The organism is Methylomonas sp. LL1, from assembly GCF_015711015.1.
GTDB lineage: Bacteria > Pseudomonadota > Gammaproteobacteria > Methylococcales > Methylomonadaceae > Methylomonas.
The window spans coordinates 4,545,830-4,564,314 of the sequence record NZ_CP064653.1; the positions used below are offsets into that span (position 1 = coordinate 4,545,830).

Annotated in this window: 18 protein-coding genes; 17 read left to right on the plus strand and 1 reads right to left on the minus strand. The window is 48.2% G+C overall.

Translation table 11 applies throughout. The features are described 5' to 3' along the window. The first annotated feature begins 332 nt into the window (after positions 1–332). The 6 genes from IVG45_RS21325 (at position 333) to IVG45_RS21350 (ending at position 7,857) form a co-directional block, all read left to right on the plus strand. Positions 333–1,166 carry an HprK-related kinase A gene (locus IVG45_RS21325; RefSeq protein WP_230874684.1) on the plus strand — a complete coding sequence of 278 codons (834 nt, stop codon included), beginning with the start codon at positions 333–335 and terminating at the stop codon, positions 1,164–1,166. Then, positions 1,069–2,247 (plus strand): nucleotidyltransferase domain-containing protein, encoded by a 1,179-nt coding sequence (locus IVG45_RS21330; RefSeq protein ID WP_230874685.1) that lies wholly within the window; start codon positions 1,069–1,071, stop codon positions 2,245–2,247. Before IVG45_RS21325 ends, IVG45_RS21330 begins: the two co-directional genes overlap by 98 nt. A 47-nt stretch (positions 2,248–2,294) precedes the next feature. Then, complete coding sequence (locus IVG45_RS21335; RefSeq protein ID WP_196435755.1) at positions 2,295–3,506, plus strand: TIGR04063 family PEP-CTERM/XrtA system glycosyltransferase; 1,212 nt, start codon at positions 2,295–2,297, stop codon at positions 3,504–3,506. Continuing rightward, positions 3,503–4,708 (plus strand): glycosyltransferase, encoded by a 1,206-nt coding sequence (locus IVG45_RS21340; RefSeq protein WP_196435756.1) that lies wholly within the window; start codon positions 3,503–3,505, stop codon positions 4,706–4,708. Before IVG45_RS21335 ends, IVG45_RS21340 begins: the two co-directional genes overlap by 4 nt. Continuing rightward, the gene (locus IVG45_RS21345) at positions 4,705–6,057 is read left to right on the plus strand and encodes a phenylacetate--CoA ligase family protein (protein WP_196435757.1); all 1,353 of its coding nucleotides are present in this window, start codon (positions 4,705–4,707) and stop codon (positions 6,055–6,057) included. The genes IVG45_RS21340 and IVG45_RS21345 overlap by 4 nt, the downstream gene beginning before the upstream one ends. Before the next feature lie 84 nt (positions 6,058–6,141). Continuing rightward, a complete protein-coding gene (locus IVG45_RS21350) occupies positions 6,142–7,857 on the plus strand; it encodes an asparagine synthetase B family protein (RefSeq protein WP_230874686.1) in 1,716 nt (571 codons plus the stop codon). Between the two features lie 34 nt (positions 7,858–7,891). On the opposite strand, the gene hemJ is transcribed toward IVG45_RS21350, so the two are convergent. After that, positions 7,892–8,317, minus strand: coding sequence for a protoporphyrinogen oxidase HemJ (gene hemJ, locus IVG45_RS21355; RefSeq protein WP_196435759.1), 426 nt, complete (start codon positions 8,315–8,317; stop codon positions 7,892–7,894). A 95-nt stretch (positions 8,318–8,412) separates the two neighbouring features. Here hemJ and IVG45_RS21360 point away from each other — a divergent pair, with 95 nt between their 5' ends. The 11 genes from IVG45_RS21360 (at position 8,413) to IVG45_RS21410 (ending at position 18,479) form a co-directional block, all read left to right on the plus strand. Continuing rightward, entirely contained in the window at positions 8,413–9,249 is an 837-nt protein-coding gene (locus IVG45_RS21360) for a type IV pilus assembly protein FimV (protein ID WP_196435760.1), read from the plus strand. Then, complete coding sequence (locus IVG45_RS21365; protein ID WP_196435761.1) at positions 9,246–10,454, plus strand: hypothetical protein; 1,209 nt, start codon at positions 9,246–9,248, stop codon at positions 10,452–10,454. The genes IVG45_RS21360 and IVG45_RS21365 overlap by 4 nt, the downstream gene beginning before the upstream one ends. Before the next feature lie 16 nt (positions 10,455–10,470). Beyond that, positions 10,471–11,010 carry a GTP-binding protein gene (locus IVG45_RS21370; RefSeq protein ID WP_196435762.1) on the plus strand — a complete coding sequence of 180 codons (540 nt, stop codon included), beginning with the start codon at positions 10,471–10,473 and terminating at the stop codon, positions 11,008–11,010. Between the two features lies 1 nt (position 11,011). Further along, the gene (locus IVG45_RS21375) at positions 11,012–11,656 is read left to right on the plus strand and encodes a hypothetical protein (RefSeq protein WP_196435763.1); all 645 of its coding nucleotides are present in this window, start codon (positions 11,012–11,014) and stop codon (positions 11,654–11,656) included. Positions 11,657–11,703: 47 nt separating this feature from the next. Further along, entirely contained in the window at positions 11,704–12,066 is a 363-nt protein-coding gene (locus IVG45_RS21380; RefSeq protein WP_196435764.1) for a roadblock/LC7 domain-containing protein, read from the plus strand. Positions 12,067–12,090: 24 nt separating this feature from the next. Continuing rightward, positions 12,091–12,567, plus strand: coding sequence for a PAS domain-containing protein (locus IVG45_RS21385; protein ID WP_196435765.1), 477 nt, complete (start codon positions 12,091–12,093; stop codon positions 12,565–12,567). 12 nt (positions 12,568–12,579) lie between these two features. Continuing rightward, a complete protein-coding gene (locus tag IVG45_RS21390) occupies positions 12,580–13,326 on the plus strand; it encodes a phosphate/phosphite/phosphonate ABC transporter substrate-binding protein (RefSeq protein ID WP_196435766.1) in 747 nt (248 codons plus the stop codon). A gap of 210 nt (positions 13,327–13,536) precedes the next feature. Beyond that, the gene (locus IVG45_RS21395; protein ID WP_196435767.1) at positions 13,537–14,145 is read left to right on the plus strand and encodes a histidine phosphatase family protein; all 609 of its coding nucleotides are present in this window, start codon (positions 13,537–13,539) and stop codon (positions 14,143–14,145) included. 41 nt (positions 14,146–14,186) lie between these two features. Then, positions 14,187–16,985 (plus strand): class I adenylate cyclase, encoded by a 2,799-nt coding sequence (locus IVG45_RS21400; protein WP_196435768.1) that lies wholly within the window; start codon positions 14,187–14,189, stop codon positions 16,983–16,985. Between the two features lie 57 nt (positions 16,986–17,042). Beyond that, positions 17,043–18,071 carry a hypothetical protein gene (locus tag IVG45_RS21405; RefSeq protein WP_196435769.1) on the plus strand — a complete coding sequence of 343 codons (1,029 nt, stop codon included), beginning with the start codon at positions 17,043–17,045 and terminating at the stop codon, positions 18,069–18,071. 45 nt (positions 18,072–18,116) lie between these two features. Further along, entirely contained in the window at positions 18,117–18,479 is a 363-nt protein-coding gene (locus IVG45_RS21410; protein WP_196435770.1) for a PilZ domain-containing protein, read from the plus strand. Positions 18,480–18,485: the final 6 nt, after the last annotated feature.

Consider the following 18,485-nt stretch of genomic DNA (forward strand, 5'->3'; position numbering starts at 1 on the left):
ATTATACCGGCCGTTTACCAAGTTCGATGTTGAGGTCTGTTTAATCGATCGGGAATGGTTGTTGTACCATACAGGGACCGGGCAAACGCATCGTTTAAACGGTGTTGTCGCGGATGTTTTTAATCAGGTGCGGATTGCGGCTAGCCCGGTTGATGTCGAGAGTTTGAAGTTAACAATGTCCGGCTTAATAGAAACTGACGAAATAATGAGGATTCTGGAATCTTTATTAGCCTTATATCTGATCGAAAGTGTCGTTTAGTTTGGCAGTCTCAAATTTTACAAAAGACAAAAGCTCGGCTTTTGTACTTCGGATTGGGCCTTTTAGCGTTCGAGTGGATTCGGAGATTGAATCGGTTCAAAAGGGGATTAGTCAGTTATATTCGGATTATCCAAGACTAACCCCCAATGTCTTTTGCGATTTTTACGTCAGAGTGTTTCCCCCTTCCGGGCTAAGGCGGTTTTTTCGAAAACAAGTGTTGTTTGCTTTCGATCAGTTTGTACCGTTCAAACCCTTGCCTTATGCACAAGCCTTCCCGTTTTTTGAATGGGGGCTTAATTGGTGCATATCCGGTTATTCACATCAATTTTTAATTATTCATGCCGCTGTCGTTGAAAAGCACGGTAATGCCCTGATTTTGCCAGGTACTCCCGGTTCCGGAAAAAGTACTTTGTGTGCCGCTTTGATCAATAAAGGTTGGCGATTGTTGTCTGACGAGTTAACGCTGATAGATTGTCAGACTGGACTCATTACGCCCGTGCCGCGTCCTGTCAGTTTGAAAAATCAATCGATAGAGTTGATTGCCAATGCTTTTCCCCATAATCAGTTTAGTTCCGTTGTACACGATACCTTGAAAGGCTCGGTTACCCTGATGAAACCGCCGGCAGAGTCGATCTCAAGGGCCGATGAAATTGCGGCGCCTTGTCTGGTGGTCTTTCCCAAATTCCAGCACCAGTCCAGCTTAAATTTGACAGCATTACCTAAAGCGGAAGCCTTCATGAAGTTGGCGGACTTATCTTTTAATTACAGCGTATTGGGAGCGGAAGGCTTCTCTCTGTTGGCTGACTTGGTTGAAAGATGCCGTGTTTATGATTTTGTTTACGACGGAAATTTCGATCAAGCATCGGATTGTTTTGAACAATTACTGGGCGATTTTGGGCGTGGGTAATATTCCATCGAAATTACTGGTTAACCAGTTGATAGTTTATAAAAATACTATCCAGCTTTCAGATGAGGAATGGGAGTTACTGCTACGACAGGCGCGAGCCGCCGGAGTTATATCAAGGTTGGCTTTTTTTTGGAAAGAGTTTGGTTTATTGGCGCCGCCGAACTTTGTGGCGCCCCATCTTAACTCCGCCTATAAATACTGGATGTCGCAAAAACGCCTTGTTAACTGGGAACTCTACAACCTACAGCAGATATTTGAACAGTTACAACTTCCCTTGATCTTGCTCAAAGGCACTGCCTATTTAGCGGCGAATTTGAATGCCGGGTTGGGCCGGGTATTCAGTGATATAGATATCCTTGTGCCTAAGCATCGGTTACAAGATGTCAAAGAACGCCTGAAGTGGCATGGTTGGTATCCGGAAAAAATGGACGGCTATGATCGTAGATACTATGAGCGTTGGATGCACGAATTGCCTCCGATGCGGCATGTTCAGCGCGGTACGACCTTAGATGTTCACCATAACATTCTCCCTGAAACCTGCACCTTATGCCCCGAAGCTGAACTGCTGCTGAAAGCGGCGGTTAAAATTCCAGGTAGTGATTGTTGGGTTTTAGCGCCTGAGGATATGATTTTGCATAGCGCCAGCCACTTGTTTTGGGGCGGTGAATTTGACAACGGATTACGTGATTTGAGTGACATGGATTTGTTATTGCGCGAATTTAGCCGTAACGATATGGGGTTTTGGCAAAAGCTTTTAGGTCGAGCCAATGTGTTGGGTATGGCTAGGCCGTTATTCTATGCCTTGCGATATAGCGTCAAAATGTTGCACACTCCGGTACCTGACGCAGTGTTGCAAAACCCTGCGCTTACGGTATCTGGTGGTTTTAAAAACCGGGTTATGGACATGTTATTTATTCCGGCGTTGATGCCAATCCATCCGAGCTGCAGCGATCGCTGGACCGGTTTCGCTCGCTGGTTGTTGTACATTCGCTCCCATTGGTTGAAAATGCCGTGGTATTTGTTAATCCTGCATTTATCCAGAAAGGCCTGGATGCGATTGACAGGGAAAGAACAACACTAACGGGCTGAAAATCGATAACCAGTCAAAATTTCATATCACTCCAATTCATGAAAATACTGCATATTCTCGACCACTCGATTCCCTTGCATAGTGGCTATACCTTCCGTACACGCGCTATTCTGGAAGAGCAACGTAAGCTGGGTTGGGAAACTTTTCATGTCACTTCCGCCAAGCATGTCGGAGCTAGAGCGGAGGTTGAAACCGTTGATGGATTGACTTTTTATCGCTCGGCGGAATCTGATGGGTTTTTTTCAAGGCTGCCGGTCCTCAACCAATGGGCCATTGTGCAAAGTTTGGAAAAGCGCCTGGATGAAATCATCCCGCAAATCAAGCCCGATGTGCTGCATGCGCATTCGCCGGCTCTGAATGGTCTGGCGGCTTTGAAAATGGCTAAAAAATATAATATTCCATTGGTCTACGAGTGCCGGGCTTTTTGGGAGGATGCTGCGGTCGATCATGGTACGACGCAGGAAGGCAGTTTGCGTTATCGAATCACCAAAGCCCTGGAAACTCATGTTTTCAAACAGGCAGACGCGGTGACAACGATTTGCGAGGGCTTACGCAAGGACATCATAAGCCGAGGCCTGGCCGCGGAGAAAATTACCGTGATTCCCAATGCGGTCGACATCGACAAGTTCAGTTTCGGCGAAAGCGCCGATCCCGATTTGGCGCGGCAATTGAAACTGGCTGGTAACACCGTGCTGGGATTCATCGGTTCCTTCTATGCCTATGAAGGCTTGCTATTGTTACTGGATGCTCTGCCCGAGATTATTAAACAGCAGCCCAATGTTCGCTTGCTGTTGGTCGGCGGCGGGCCGCAACAACAGGCAATCAACGATAAAATTGCCGCGCTGAGTTTGCACCAGCATGTGATTCAGGTTGGGCGTGTTCACCACGATCAGGTCCAGCGTTATTACAACTTGGTGGATATATTCGTGTATCCGCGTTTGTCGATGCGTCTGACCGATCTGGTGACGCCGTTGAAACCCCTGGAAGCCATGGCGCAAGGGCGGTTATTGGTGGCATCCGACGTTGGCGGCCATCACGAACTGATTCGCGACCGGGAAACCGGTTATCTTTTCAAGGCCGGCGATCCAACCGCGTTGGCGCAAACCGTGTTGGAAGCATTGGCCGATCAACACAACTGGGACGAGATACGCCATGCCGGACGGCACTATGTGGAAGATGAGCGTAATTGGCGGCGGAGTGTGGCCAATTACCAGGCCGTGTATGCCAACGCGGTTAATGCCAAGAAATGACCGACAAAACACCCAGGCTGCTAGTATTTTGCTCGTTGTATCCGAGCCAGGTCAGGGCCAATGCCGGCTTATTCATTCGCGAACGCATGAGCCGAGTCGCGGAGCATAGCCCCTTGGTCGTGGTGTCGCCGGTGCCCTGGTTTCCGCTGCAAGGCCTGGTGCGCCTTTTCAAGCCCGGCTATCGCCCGCAACCGGCGAGTTACGAGCAGCAAAACGGTATTGATGTGTATTTTCCCCGTTTTCTGGCTATACCTGGCCTGTTTCGCACCTTGGATGGGTTTTTGATGGCCGTTGGAGCCTTACCGCTGTTGTTCAGGTTAAAAAAAGACTTTGCTTATAATCTGATCGATGCACATTTTGCCTATCCCGATGGCTATGCGGCTACCTGGTTGGGCTGTTGGTTCAGGGTGCCAGTGACGATAACTTTACGTGGCACGGAAGTCCCGTTGTCTAAAATCCCCGGCCGTCGAGAGCGATTGTTGAAAGCCCTGCAGCGTGCGGCAAGAATATTTTCGGTGTCGGAATCGTTGAAACGACATGTGGTTGAACTGGGCGCCGATTCCGAAAAGATTGCGGTGATCGGCAATGGCGTCGATACGACGAAATTCTTTGCTATCGATAAATCCGAAGCACGTCGCCGACTGCAACTTGCCGAAGACGCACAGGTATTAATCTCGGTGGGCGGTTTGGTCGATAGAAAGGGGTTTCATCGTGTCATCGAAATACTGCCCGGTTTGTTGGAAAAACATCCAAAATTAGTTTATTTGATCGTAGGTGGCGCCAGTCCCGAAGGAAACAATCGCGCCAAATTGGAACAGTTGGTCGAATCGCTCGGCTTGAGGCAACAGGTGCGCTTTTTAGGTGCAATGGCTTCCGAGGATTTGCATGTTCCATTGTCGGCCGCCGACGTCTTCGTGTTGGCCACTGCAAATGAAGGTTGGGCCAATGTATTTTTGGAGGCAATGGCTTGTGGATTGCCGGTGGTAACCACCGATGTCGGCGGCAATCGTGAGGTGGTATCCAATTCGACGCTGGGTACAATTGTGCCATTTGGCGATTCCGATGCGTTATCGCGAGCAACCGACGATGCCTTGAACCGAAATTGGAAGCGTCAAACGATCATGGCTTATGCGGCGGATAACGCCTGGGATAAACGGGTTGCGCTATTGCTTGCGGAATTTAACAAATTGGTAAATCGATGAGTCTCTACACCTCTTTTTGCTCGGCAGTGATATTCCCTCTGCACGAAGCGCTAAAAAAACATAGCACGGTCAAGGTTCGCCGCGACATGGAGCAAAGCCAGTGGCTGAATCGCGATGAAATACGCCTATTACAGTTGAAAAAATTAAAGGCATTTCTGGCCGATGTGCAAAGCCATGTGCCTTATTATAAAAATCTTTTTGGGCAAACTGGTTTCGATCCGGAGGCTATCGATAATCTGGAACAATTAGCCGATTTGCCCTTACTAGCCAAATCGGAAATCCGGGCGCATTTGGCCGATATGAAGGCTGATGATGCTGTGGGATTATCGCGTTTTAATACCGGCGGCTCCAGCGGTGAGCCGTTAATTTTTTATATCGGGAATCTCCGGGTCAGCCATGACGTGGCCGCCAAATGGCGGGCGACGCGGTGGTGGGGTGTCGACATAGGCGATCCCGAAGCAGTCATTTGGGGTTCGCCGATCGAGCTTGGCGCGCAGGATAAAATCCGACTGTTGCGCGATAAATTGCTCAGAACCCATTTGATTCCGGCATTTGAAATGTCGCCGGAAAAGCTCGATGGTTTTATACGACAAATTCAACGCATTCGACCTAAGATGTTGTTCGGTTATCCGTCCGCCTTGGCGCATATTGCATCTCATGCCGAGAAAAATGGTATTGCGTTGGATAATCTCGGTATCAAGGTTGCCTTTGTTACATCCGAACGGCTGTACGACCATCAGCGGGAAAAAATCGAAAGTGTATTTGCTTGCCCTGTTGCCAACGGTTATGGCGGCCGTGACGCCGGGTTCATTGCCCATCAGTGTCCGCAAGGCGGAATGCATATCACGGCGGAGGACGTCATCGTCGAAATCGTCGATGCGCAAGGCCGGGTGTTGCCGGCGGGCGAATTGGGTGAAATTGTTGTGACCCATTTGGCTACCCGCGATTTTCCGTTCATTCGTTACCGTACCGGTGATATGGGTATCTTGTCGGATAAGATCTGCGCTTGCGGCCGAGGCTTACCGTTGTTGGACGAAATTCAGGGGCGCACAACCGATTTTGTCGTGGCTCGGGATGGTACGGTGCTACACGGTTTGGCATTGATCTATGTGCTGCGCGATCTGGAAGGCGTCGATGCGTTTAAGATTATCCAGGACAGCCTGGATAAAACCACGGTACAGATTGTCAGGACCGATTGTTACCAAGCTTCTATAGCAGAGGAAAAAATTGTCGGCGAATTTAAAAAGCGGCTGGGCGCGGCGGTTAATATCGGCATCGAATACACCGATTTCATTGCCAAGGAACGATCCGGCAAATTCAGGTATGTAATCAGTCATGTCAGTCCATAACTCACTAGAATAACAATGACACAATTTGCGGGATGGATTGGAGCAAACCTCCAAAATGATCAGGCGCTGGCTTTGCTCGGCACTATGACAGCTAATGACTCCCTGGAATGTCTGCATGGTCCAGGATATGCCGCCGCCGCACCGACCACGGCGATACAACAAGCTGATCAATGCCTACTGATAGTGGCGAAGCCTTGCCAGAATGTTCAGCACATGCAACAGATATTGAGTGCTTATCGGCAACGCGGCAGCGAATTCCTGGATCGGCAGGCCGATCCTGTTGCTTTGGTAATGGTCGATGCCGAACGACAAAGCCTGATTCTGGCAACTGACCCGATTGGTCTGAGTAACCTGTATTACGCACAAACCGCAAATGGCATCGTGTTCGGCAGTCGCGCCGATTTCGTGGTGTGCCATCCTGATGTCAATGACGCGATTGCGCCACAAAGCATTTACGATTACGTTTATTTTCATCATTGCCCGAGTCCCAATACCATCTATCAACAGGTTAAAAAACTGGAGGGTGGGCAATGTTTAATTTATCAAAATGGTCAGGTAGTTGTTAAACGTTACTGGATGCCAACATTTCAGGAGCAAGTTTCGGGAAATTTGCAACAGGCCGGCCGTGAATTGCGGGAACTCTTGATCGATACGGTTAGACGCAACGTCGATAGCGAAGACAATACCGGTGCCTTTCTGAGCGGAGGATTGGATAGCTCCAGCGTTGCCGGCGCATTATCGAAAGTATTTCCCGATAAAGCTAAAACTTTTTCGATGGGTTTCCCGGTGGAGGGGTATAACGAAATCGAATACGCCAACATCGCCGTCAAACATTTTAATACTCGTCAGCACGAATATTATGTGACTCCGGAAGATACCGTCAACGCGGTGCCTTTGATCGCGGCATATTACGACGAACCTTTCGGAAATTCTTCGGCGCTGGCGGCGTATTATTGCGCCAAGCTGGCCAAGGAAAACGGCATCAAACGGTTATTGGGTGGTGATGGTGGCGACGAAATTTTTGCCGGTAACGAACGCTATGCCAAACAAATGCTATTCGAGCATTATCATCGTTTGCCGGGTTTTGTCAGTAGCGCCGTGGAAGCCGGTCTGAGTCGCTTGCCGCCCGTGCTGGCTCAACACAAGATTCCGTACAAAGCCAAGCGCTACATCGAACAAGCCAACGCCGCAATGCCGGACCGCTTGCAGGATTACAATTTTCTGCACCGGCATGAGGGGGGGGATATTTTCCAGGCTGATTTCCTGGCCCGGATTGATACCGCTGAACCGTTACGTTTACTGAGGGAATGCTATCAGCGGCCGGAAAATGCCAGTGTGTTGAACCGCATGCTATACATGGATTGGAAAACCACGCTGCACGACAATGATCTGGTCAAGGTCAACCGGATGTGCGAGATGGTCGGGGTCGAAGTCTGTTATCCATTGTTGGATCAGCGCATTGTTGATTTATCCTGCCGGATTCCTTCGGATAGCAAATTGAAAGGGCAAAAACTGCGCTGGTTTTACAAACAGGCTATGGCCGAATTTTTGCCGGAACAGATCATCAATAAACCCAAGCACGGCTTCGGTTTGCCGTTCGGTATTTGGCTAAAAGACCATCAACCCCTGAAGGAATTGGCCTATGATGCCATTCATGATTTAAAAAAACGTGAATATTTCAAGCCGGAGTTTCTCGATCATGTCGTCGACATGCATCAAAGCATTCATGCAGCCTACTACGGTGAGTTGATCTGGATACTAATGATGCTGGAATTGTGGTTTGCCGGAAAAGGCCTCTGAAGATCGGCTTAGATGGAGGACCGGCCAAAACCGATCAGAAAGGCTTCAATACCGCTAGCCAGATGATCGCAAACAAAAGTAGCACCGGTATTTCGTTGATCCAGCGAAAATAGATATGGCTATGCCGGTTGCGGTCATGTTTGAAATCCAGCAGCCATTTGCCGCAAAAACCGTGATAAACCGCCAGTAATGCTAGCAGTATTAGTTTGAGGTGTAGCCAGCCCGCCGCGGAATACAGGCTCCAGGCATAATCCTTTAACATCCAGAAGCCGAAAATAAAGGTGCAGAGCATGCCTGGGGTCATGATGCCGTAATAGAGTTTGCGTTCCATCACTTTGAAGCGCTCGTGGCTGACGGCGTCGTCGCTCATCGCATGATAGACGTACAGTCTGGGCAAATAAAACAGACCGGCAAACCATGTCACCATAAAAATCAAATGCAGTGCTTTCAACCAAAGCATCTATTTCTCCGTTGATGTACGCCAAGAAAATTAACGTTTGATGGTATCGGCGAAATGATCATAAATCGCATGTTAGTAAGCTTTGGTGTGATCCGATGAGTACGGTTTTTAAAAACCGTAAAATAGCTGTTGTTTTATGTGAATTGCGTCATATCCTGCGGCCTGGCAAAAAACAGTTTTACGGAATGCTGCTATTCTTTCATCCAAATAATATACCGTGGAGGGATTTAATGCCCCAATTTTCTTCAAAATTGCTTCTTGACGGATTGGCGGCTCCTTCTAGGGCAAACGGCTTTTGGGAAGATGATCTGCCGCTGTTTACTGATGAGCAACAACAATCCGATGCAACCCTCAAAATATTAACTTTTAAGGTCAGTAGGAATCCTAAAAACTTGCTGGCGCATCTGCGGCGCATTTATTTTTGCTATCAAAATCACCTGTCCGAACCTCTTTACGCGAGTTTGCTTGATTTACTGATTACCTTGAATGGCAAGGGGCAGGCATTTTGCCAACGCTTAGTGCATGGTAGCCGTTCCAGGCTTGATCCAGCTCAATTATCGACGCTCAAAAATGCTATACCCTATCCTCAACAAGCTTCGGCTAATCGATATTCACTGTTCACGCCAGGCATATTAGGTCGTCCCCAGTTGATCGAAATAAGACAGCAAGATCAGATACGGCACGATTTTTTAGCATTGGCCAACGATTTTATCGAATACAGCCAGCTTGAAGAAGCAATGACAATTTTGGAGCGTGGTCTCGGTGTTGATCCAACGCGGGAAGATTTGCAGTTCGCATTGTTGGAGTTATATAAATCGACCAAGAGTCGCGACCGTTTTAGAAATCAGTACCAGAGTCTTCAGGATGCCGGGGCTAGACTTGTAACGGATTGGCAATTGCTGGGGGATTATTTTGATGGAAATACGATATGAAAAAATCAGGCCATGTGCCAATTAAAGTGGCGCTCTACGGGATGGATCCGCGTAGCCTTAAAACCATGGAACTTTATTTGAAAGGACCTTGCCGCGGAATTGCCATTGTCGTGAATGAATCGGAAGCCGACGTTGACATAATCGATGCCGACTTCGCCACCGCCGCCGAGATTTTGGAAAACAGGAGGCTGAAAACGCCGCAAAGACCCATCGTATTACTGTCCTTGCAACCCTTAAAAATAGAAAACACCTTTTTCATTCAAAAACCGGTAACTGCTGAACAACTGATGGCGGTGTTATCCAAGTTCAGACCGGTTCTTCCCGTGGCTAAAGCGCATCCTGAACAGGCTAGGCCTGCTTCGACAAAATCGCCTGTATCGGGTTCGGCTGTGACGAATGCGGACGGTATCAGCTTGCAAAAGGCTAAACTAGAAGCGGCTCTGCCGATTCAGCATGCGCCTAAAGTTTCAAAACGGCGTGCCGCGATGGAAAATAACGAGGGTGGATTCACTGCTTTTCTGGGAACGCTTGTGGACATTGATTTCAATGATGCCTCTCAACTTCATAAAGCTAGTTTCGACCCTAAAAGCTATTTACTCGGTTATGTGCTATCGGCTTATAAAGTTGCCCGCCATCAATCGCGAGCACTTCAATTGAATTCCATTTGGAAACCGGTGCTGTTTTTCCCAGAGAGCCATGAAGTCTGGCTGGATGCCGACGACAAGCAATTGCGTGTGTTCGCAGGCATGGAGCAAAACAAAATGTTTGCCAGCAATATTAATTTGACTCCGATCGATGCCAGGGGCGGCATTGATGAAAAAGCCCGGAATATGTTTCAGGATGTCGATGCTTTTATCTGGAAATTGGCGACATGGACCTCGAAAGGGCGTTTTCCGCTAGGCCTGGACCCGAAAGCGCCCATTTATTTGAAGCATTGGCCTAATTTTACGCGTCTATTACTGACACCGGATGCGTTGAGGATAGCGGCATTACTGGTACAAGGGCCTAGGTCGCCCTTGGAGGTTATCCAGGTTTTAAAGGTTAAGCCGCAATATGTTTTTGCATTTATCAGCGCCTGTTATAGCTTGGGGATGTTGGGTAAAAGCGAGCGGAGAGTCGACGAAACGATGGCTCCCGAACCGCCCAAGCCCAATAAGCGGCATGGTTTGCTAAGTAGAATTTTGAATAAGTTGCGCGGCGACTAAAGGGTTAAGGAGTGCCATGAGCCAATACAAAATCATTTTTACCGGACCGGTTGGTGCCGGGAAAACTACCGCTATCAGTAGTATCAGCGATTCACCGCCGGTGAAAACCGATGCTGCGGCCAGCGATATGACAAAAAACCGGAAATCGACTACTACGGTAGCGATGGACTACGGAGTAATGAATCTCGATGATGGTCAAAAGGTTCATCTCTATGGAACGCCGGGACAAGAACGTTTCGATTTCATGTGGGATATTTTAACTTCCGGAGGTATCGGGCTCATTCTGCTGTTGGACAATACCCGTGCCGACCCTTTTCAGGATATGCGTTTTTTTCTGGAAGCCTTTGACAAATTTATCCAATCGACTGCTGTTGCGATTGGCGTTACCCAGATGGATCTCAGTGGCAAACCCACCATAGCCGATTATCAGCAACAATTGCAGGCCATGAAGCTGAATCCGCCGGTTTTTGCCGTCGATGCCAGGGAGCACAGTGATGTATCGTTGCTGGTGCAGGCCTTATTGTATTCCCTGGATCCGGGGCTGGAAGGGGAGTGAGATGAGCGAGTTTAAATTGGTTGATGGCTTGTTTTTATACCCGACTCCGGCGGGTGCCTATCAGGCAATTTCCGCCAGCGAGACCGACAAGCCGAGACGTTTTTTGAAACGTTTATTACAACAACCGCAGACACCGGCTTTGAATGTAGAGCAGTTATTATTTTTGGCGGAAAGCGATGACGAAACCAAGGTGCTGGAATTGCTGCACCATTGCCAAAAGCTAGGGTGGGTGCAAGGCGTCGATAGCGTTATTGAAGCGCCCCAAGGGGCATTGGAAGATATTCTGCCGGATTTGTTGGGCAGTATCAGCGAAAGCGGCAAGGTTTTGTTGGCCGACGAACAAGGGTTTTATCTGGCAACTAGCGGTTTTCCTCATGAAGTGGCTGAAGAGTTGTCCGCGCTCAGTGCCGATCTGGCAACAGTGCATAAACGCCGTTCCGGTTTGCTGGTCAATAATATGGGGATAGCCAGTCATGCTTGGGCGATAGTCGATGCGTTTGGGCACAGCCAAATTGGTTTTTGGCCGGTGTTTATCGGCAGCCATTGCTTTGTGATTGTGATTGCCGGCATACCGCATTTTAACCAGACCGAATTTGTCACATTGGTCTGGGCTTTAAGTATACGTTATACAAAAAGGGACAGCTGAGCATCGATTGATGATTTTGGAACATACTAGGTAAAGAGGAAATATATATGAAAGCTGACTTGTTAACATCGGTTTTAAACGAGCTGAACGGTACATCGGCGGATATTGAAGCGTCGGGCGTGATTTCCACGGACGGCCTGATGATGGCTTCGGTATTGCCGTCCGGCATGGATGAGGATAGGGTTGGGGCCATGAGTGCGGCGATGTTGTCGTTGGGCGACAGAACCGCACAGGAATTGAATCGAGGTAACCTAGAGCAAGTGTTGATCAAGGGTCGACATGGCTACGTGCTGATGACTTATGCCGGTCAGGAAGCGGTATTGACCGTGTTGGCAAAGCCAAACGCCAAGTTGGGTTTGATTTTTCTGGATGTAAAACGGGCGGCGGAAAGCATTTCCGAAATGCTGTAACCCTAACCGTCACGGGAGTGAATCATGATCGCTGATATGAAGGCTGAAGATATTGTTGGAGATTTTCAGGAGGTAACCCTGCAATTATATGGCTCCATCAACCGAAAAGTTTTATTTACCCAGATAGAAACTCCTTATCCGGACGGAAAGCTGATCGTTTCCACAACCTCGCCGGAAGGAATCATTACCCACGTCAATCGGGCCTTCGTCGAAATGTCAGGATATACGGAAGAGGAATTGATTGGCTCTCCCCATTCTATACTCAGACATCCGGATATGCCGCCAGCGGCGTTCAAGGACTTATGGGACACCATAGGCCGAGGCGAAAAATGGCAGGGTTACGTGAAAAATCTACGCAAGGATGGCGGCTATTATTGGGTAAAAGCTACCGTGATTCCGAATATCAGAGCTGGGAAGGTGGTGGGTTATACTTCGGTGCGTCGTAAACCATCGCGTACCAAGGTTGACGAATGCATCCAACTTTATCCAACACTTTTTTAACAGGGGAATACCATGTCTTTCATGTTCACCGTCAGCCCTGATTTTACCCCTGACCATCTTTCAGGCTGGTATATCTTTAATACCTGGCTGCAAAAACATACGGATCTTGCTATCCATTTGGAAATGTACAACGACTTTCAAAGTCAACGAGAGGCTATCCAGGCCGATAAAATCGACTTAATTTATGCCAATCCCTTCGATGCGGCGATGTTGGTCAGGGAGAAGGGGTTTTTACCTCTGGTCAAGGCGGAGGGCGAATCCGATGAAGCCATTATCGTGGTTAACAGCGCTAGCACTGTTAATGATGTGGCCGATTTTGAGCCGGGCACGCGCGTGGCTTTCACCGATGATCCCGATGTACGGTTGATGGGCATGATCATGTTAGAGCCCGGTGATTTGAGTAATGAAAATATCGTCCCGGTACCAGTGGATAATTATGTGTTGGTCGCCAAGCATTTGTTGAGAGGCGATGCCGATGTCGGCATTTTTCTGGCGGAAGCCTATGACGGCATGTCGGCCATGATTAAGAAGCAGCTCAAAGTGTTGGTCAGAAGTCAGATCAGCGTCATTCACCATGGCTTGATGATAGGGCCAAGGCTGCGGGATAGGCGGACTGAAATTCAACAATTGCTGATTGATATGCACAAGGAAGAAAAAGGTCCTGGAGTATTGACGAGTCTCGGCTTCCATTCCTGGCAAAAAGTGGATGATGAAGAAATGGAATTTATGATTGATTTGATGGATACCTTGAATACTTGATAAGCATTGGGGCAAAACTCGGAACCTCTCCGAGTAAGTTTTTCCTTTCCTGAAAGTTCTTAAGCACTAAAAAATCAGCATACATCATCCCGGCTTTAAATGCTGACGCAAAAGGCGGGTTAGTCCGAATGCAACCAAGCTCAACCGGTATGAGTTGTCATTTACACGACGCCCGCCAGAGGCAATGGCGCTGACCAAGCTAGATTTTTAATGAGTTCGATATGCAAACCGACAGTCATCGATTTTCTGCGCCATGGCGAAGTTCAGGGCGGCGATTATTTTCGTGGTGTCACCGACGATCCCTTGACTGATCATGGTCGGCGGCAAATGTTTAATCAGTGCGGGGTGGAACAGTGGCAGGCCGTAGTCAGTTCCCCCTTGCGGCGCTGTGCGTCTTTTGCTTCGTCATGGGGTCAAGCTCATCAGGTAGCGGTGGAGATGGATTCAGGCCTGATGGAAATCAATTTCGGCGATTGGGAAGGACAAACGGCGGAGCGGATAAATTATTTATATCCTAATTTGTTACAGGCGTTTTATGACGATCCGGCCTGTTTCACCCCTCCCAATGCGGAAAGTTATACCTGTTTTGTCGGGCGGATTCAGAATGCTTGGGAGAGACTGTTGATCAACCATGCAGGGCAAAGGGTGTTGGTGGTGACGCATGCCGGGGTAATACGGGTCTTGTTTTCATTGTTGCTATCTATCCCGCCTCGGCAGAGTTTTCAGATCGAAGTGCCTCATGCCTGCCTGACCCGGTTTAGTTGTTTTGACGATGTCGTCGGCAGATTTGTGCAACTAAACTTTCATAAGCCGGTTTGATTACCTATACTGGCTCAACCTTAAATTTGGCAGGATAGAGCTTGACTCCCCGCTTTCCACCGATACACTTGGGCGCGCCTGGCGAAGAGATCAGTAAAAAAGATCTGCATGCGGTTTCTCAGCGTTTCAAAAATTTCAATCAGAGCCGCCTGCAACGGATGCGAGATTTGCTGCAGAAAAGGCAGCATGATTTTTTGAATTTATTGCCTTTGCTATTCCATCAAAATCACCCGTTGTTACCGGGCTTTGTATCTCTGGAAACACCGGCCGGAATACCCGATTATATACCCAGCAAACAGGCTATCGATACGGCCAAGCAGTTTTCCAAGGGATTTGTATATAAACGCAAGGCTCTTAGGAATTACCCAATACACGGTATTTTTTTAATGGGTAGCGTTGCTAGCATGGCGTTCTCCAAGGAAAGTGATATTGATATTTGGCTGTGCCATGGGCCCAATTTATCGGCTACCGAGTTGGATGAGCTAACACAGAAAACCGAGCTGGTTGAAAAATGGGCATTATCGTTAAAGCTCGAAGTACATTTTTTTCTGTTGGATAGCGAACAATTCAAAAGAGGCGAAAACGCTCCGTTGTCCGCCGAAAGCAGTGGCGAGACTCAGCATTATTTGCTGTTGGAAGAGTTTTACCGTACCTCGGTCTATATCGCCGGGCGGGTGCCGGTCTGGTGGTTGGTGCCACCGCATCAGGAAAAAAACTACCCGCAATATGTAGCGCATTTGTTGGAAAATCGATTCATCTCCGAATCGGAAGTATTGGATTTTGGTGGTCTGCAAGATATTCCCCTGTCGGAGTTTGTCAGTGCCACGCTTTGGCATATTTATAAATCGTTGAGTTCGCCGCATAAGGCACTATTAAAGTTATTTTTAATGGAAAGTTATGCGGTTGAGTTTCCCGCGCCGCAATGGTTGTGTTTGTCGATGAAACAAGCCATTTATCGGGGGGATTTCAGCGTCGATACTCTCGATCCTTATTTGTTGATATATAACAAGGTTGACGACTATTTGCGCCAAGCCGGCTCGAAACATCGGCTTAATTTGGCTAGGGAATGCTTTCAGATCAAAATCATGGGTATTACCGCCGCGTCATTGGATAGCAATGTGCGTCAGTTACATGATGATTTCATGGGCATGATCGCCCAACGCTGGCAATGGCCGGAGGATTTGCTGGATAGTTTGACTAGCCAGAAATATTGGGATATCAAAAAAGCCAGCACTGAGCATAATGTGATTCGCGATCAGCTTCAGCAATGTTTGCGGATTATTTTAAAAATCACCGGCAACCCGATCGATCATCCCGATCAAAACGATGATTTGAAGCTGTTGAGTCGCAAACTGAGGGCTTTTCTGGATTTGCGTCCGGGTAAAGTCGAGGTGTTGACCACTCGGAGCATGGTGTACGCCAAGCCTGAAATCTGGTCGATTGTGGAAATATCGCCGACCGATTCGCCGACAATTTGGTGTTTATATGATGGCCGAGTATCCTCCTCATCGGTGCGTCCCGAGATGGCGATCAAGCAAGGCGACAATCTGTTGGAGCTGTTGTGTTGGGCGGTAGTCAATGGCCTGTACCGTAAAGATATCAATCTGCAGTTGCATAGCCAAAGCATGAATATACCCGATAGTGATTTGGGTCGGTTACTGGCGGAATTGCACGCTTTTTTATCAAAATACCTACCAAACAAAGAAACCGGACTGGAGGTTTATGCGCAACCCAACCGGTTGTTGGCGTCGTTGTTGCTAGTGAATTGGGGCGAGGTGTTGTCGATAGATGCCAATCAGCAACAATTTATGATGAGCGAGCGCTCCGATCCGTTGAGTTATGGCGAGGGCCGGCATTGTTTTGTTCAGAGTATCCAGAAACTGTCGGTTTCGCATTGGGGGGAAGTCACCTTGCAGCATTACTTGGGGCTGGAAGGTATTTTTGCTTGTCTGACCGAAATCTTCAATCAAACCGCCAGGCCATTGTCGATCGATAGATTACAGGTCATTTGTTATACCCGAGGCAGAGGGCGCAGCATTGCACTAAGAATAGAAACCATCTTTAATCGATTACTGGCTTGTTTTGCCGATCAGCCGTTGCGGAACGTGAGCCGCTATCTGTTGGCGGCCGGTAATGGATATTGCTGTTTTAAATTTCAGAATAAGGCCCTAGGTTTTTATTTTCTGGAAAACAATAATCAGCTATTACAGGAGTTATCCAGTCCGCAGGCCCAGTTTTCGCCGGTGGTTTTCGATGACTATGTGTTGGAGCAAACCTATATTCCGTTTTTGTATAAACATAATCTGGCCGATATTCTGCAGATTTTTTACCATGCCACCGGTAAGCATGTGGCGGTCTATGTCCTTGACGAGAAAGGGGCATTGTTCGTACGCCAGCATGCGGGAGCTAATCCGCAGCATATATTGATACATTATTGCGTGTTTATCAAAACGCTCCAACTCGAGGCAAAATTGCCCGAGGCATTGACGATCAGATGCTACGAAATTCAAAAGAATTCCACTGGCGTGGTGTCCTGTCAGACTGTTCAGGTTAAACAAGGCACGAGTGTGCTGGACTTGCGGGTACGCATCGTTGCCGACCGCTCGGAAGGGGTTGCGGTGTATTGCAATGAGCGCAAATTTGCCATCGTCGATAGTGAGTCCTATCGGGCGGTAAAAAACCACATACTGTCTTTCAGAAAAAGTCACGAGGATTACCCGTTTCATATCACCGAAATCGATGTGCCTTGCCAATTGCTGGGTATTAATGATTTTGATCATGCGCAAAGTGTGCACTACCTCAATTACAAGCAAAAAATTGAAGAAAAATTAAATATTTAAACTTAAGGGTCGGCGGCCGATAAAGTTAGGTATAAACAAACCTAGGAGGGCATTATCATGATTGTCGACAACGCCACCATCAAAATGCATGCTGGTCATCATCAGCAGCAAAAAAGCAGCCGCACCGAATCCTTGAAAGTTTGGCAAAATCGGCCTGAACCTTCGGTATCGCGGCTTCCCAAAGACAGTTTAAAGTTAAGTGATGCCGCTAAAGCCAGTGGTACACAAAAAACCGAGCTGGATTTAGAACAGCAGCCCGATGCGTTTCAATCCTTAGCCATGCAAATCATTCGGCGCATGGTCGAGGAAATGACCGGGCAAAAACTGAAATTATTTTCACCACATGACTTGCAAGGTACCGTGGATGAAATAAGTTATCAGGAGCCCCAGCAGCCACCCGCGCGGCAACAAGACAGTGGCGCGGGATTGGTCTACGAGCAGACTTTGTCTTATGCCGAAAGTGAAACCACGACGTTTAGCGCCGAAGGTACCATCAACACAAAGGATGGAAAAAGCGTGGATTTTTCCGTATCGTTGTCAATGAGTAGAAGTTTTTATACCGAATCCAGCCTTAGCGTCCGCGTCGGCGATGCCGCCAAAACCGACCCGTTGGTAGTCAATTTTGATGGTAATGCGGCGGAATTGACCAGCACATTGTTCCAGTTCGATATCGACGCCGATGGCAGTCTGGATCAGATTGCCACGCTAAAGTCCAATAGCGGCATGCTGGCGCTTGATAAAAACCAGGATGGCAAGGTGAATGACGGTTCCGAACTGTTTGGCCCCAAAACCGGCGATGGTTTTGCGGAATTGGCAGCTTACGATGAGGATAACAATCAGTTTATCGACGAAGCAGATTCGATTTATCAACAGTTGAGGATCTGGCAACGCCACGAAGATGGGTCAGAGCAGTTAGTGGCGCTGGGTGAAAAAAATATTGGTGCGATTTATCTGGGCCATGTCACTACGCCGTTTCAACTCAAGACGGACGATAACCGCTCCTTGGGCGAGGTCGCAAGTAGCGGCGTTTATGTTAGCGAGCAAGGTGCGGTCGGCACCATACAGCAGATAAATTTTACCGCATGAGGGATTCTGCCTATACTCACGGCAATTGTTCTATGGAGCCTGACAGTGGAAGCCGATAAACGCAGTCACAAACGATTTAATCCCGAGGGACTTGCCGCACACATTATTATTGATCCGCCGCCGCCGGACGAGGAAATTATCATCGACGGCCTGGTGGTCGATATGAGTTATAGCGGTATCAAAATCAGATTGCAGCATCCATTGGGGCATGAAGTATTGGAAGCCGAGCTCAGAATTTCCATCGTGTTACCGGAGTCCGGGGTGCCGGTTTCGATACATGGAATGATCAAGCATGTGCAGGAGCAGCATGAATGCGGCTTGCAATATGCCGATCGGCATAGCGAGGACGAACTGGATAGCTTGATGTTTGAATGCGTCAAATATGCTCCCTGTTTGAATGAGGAATGACGCTGA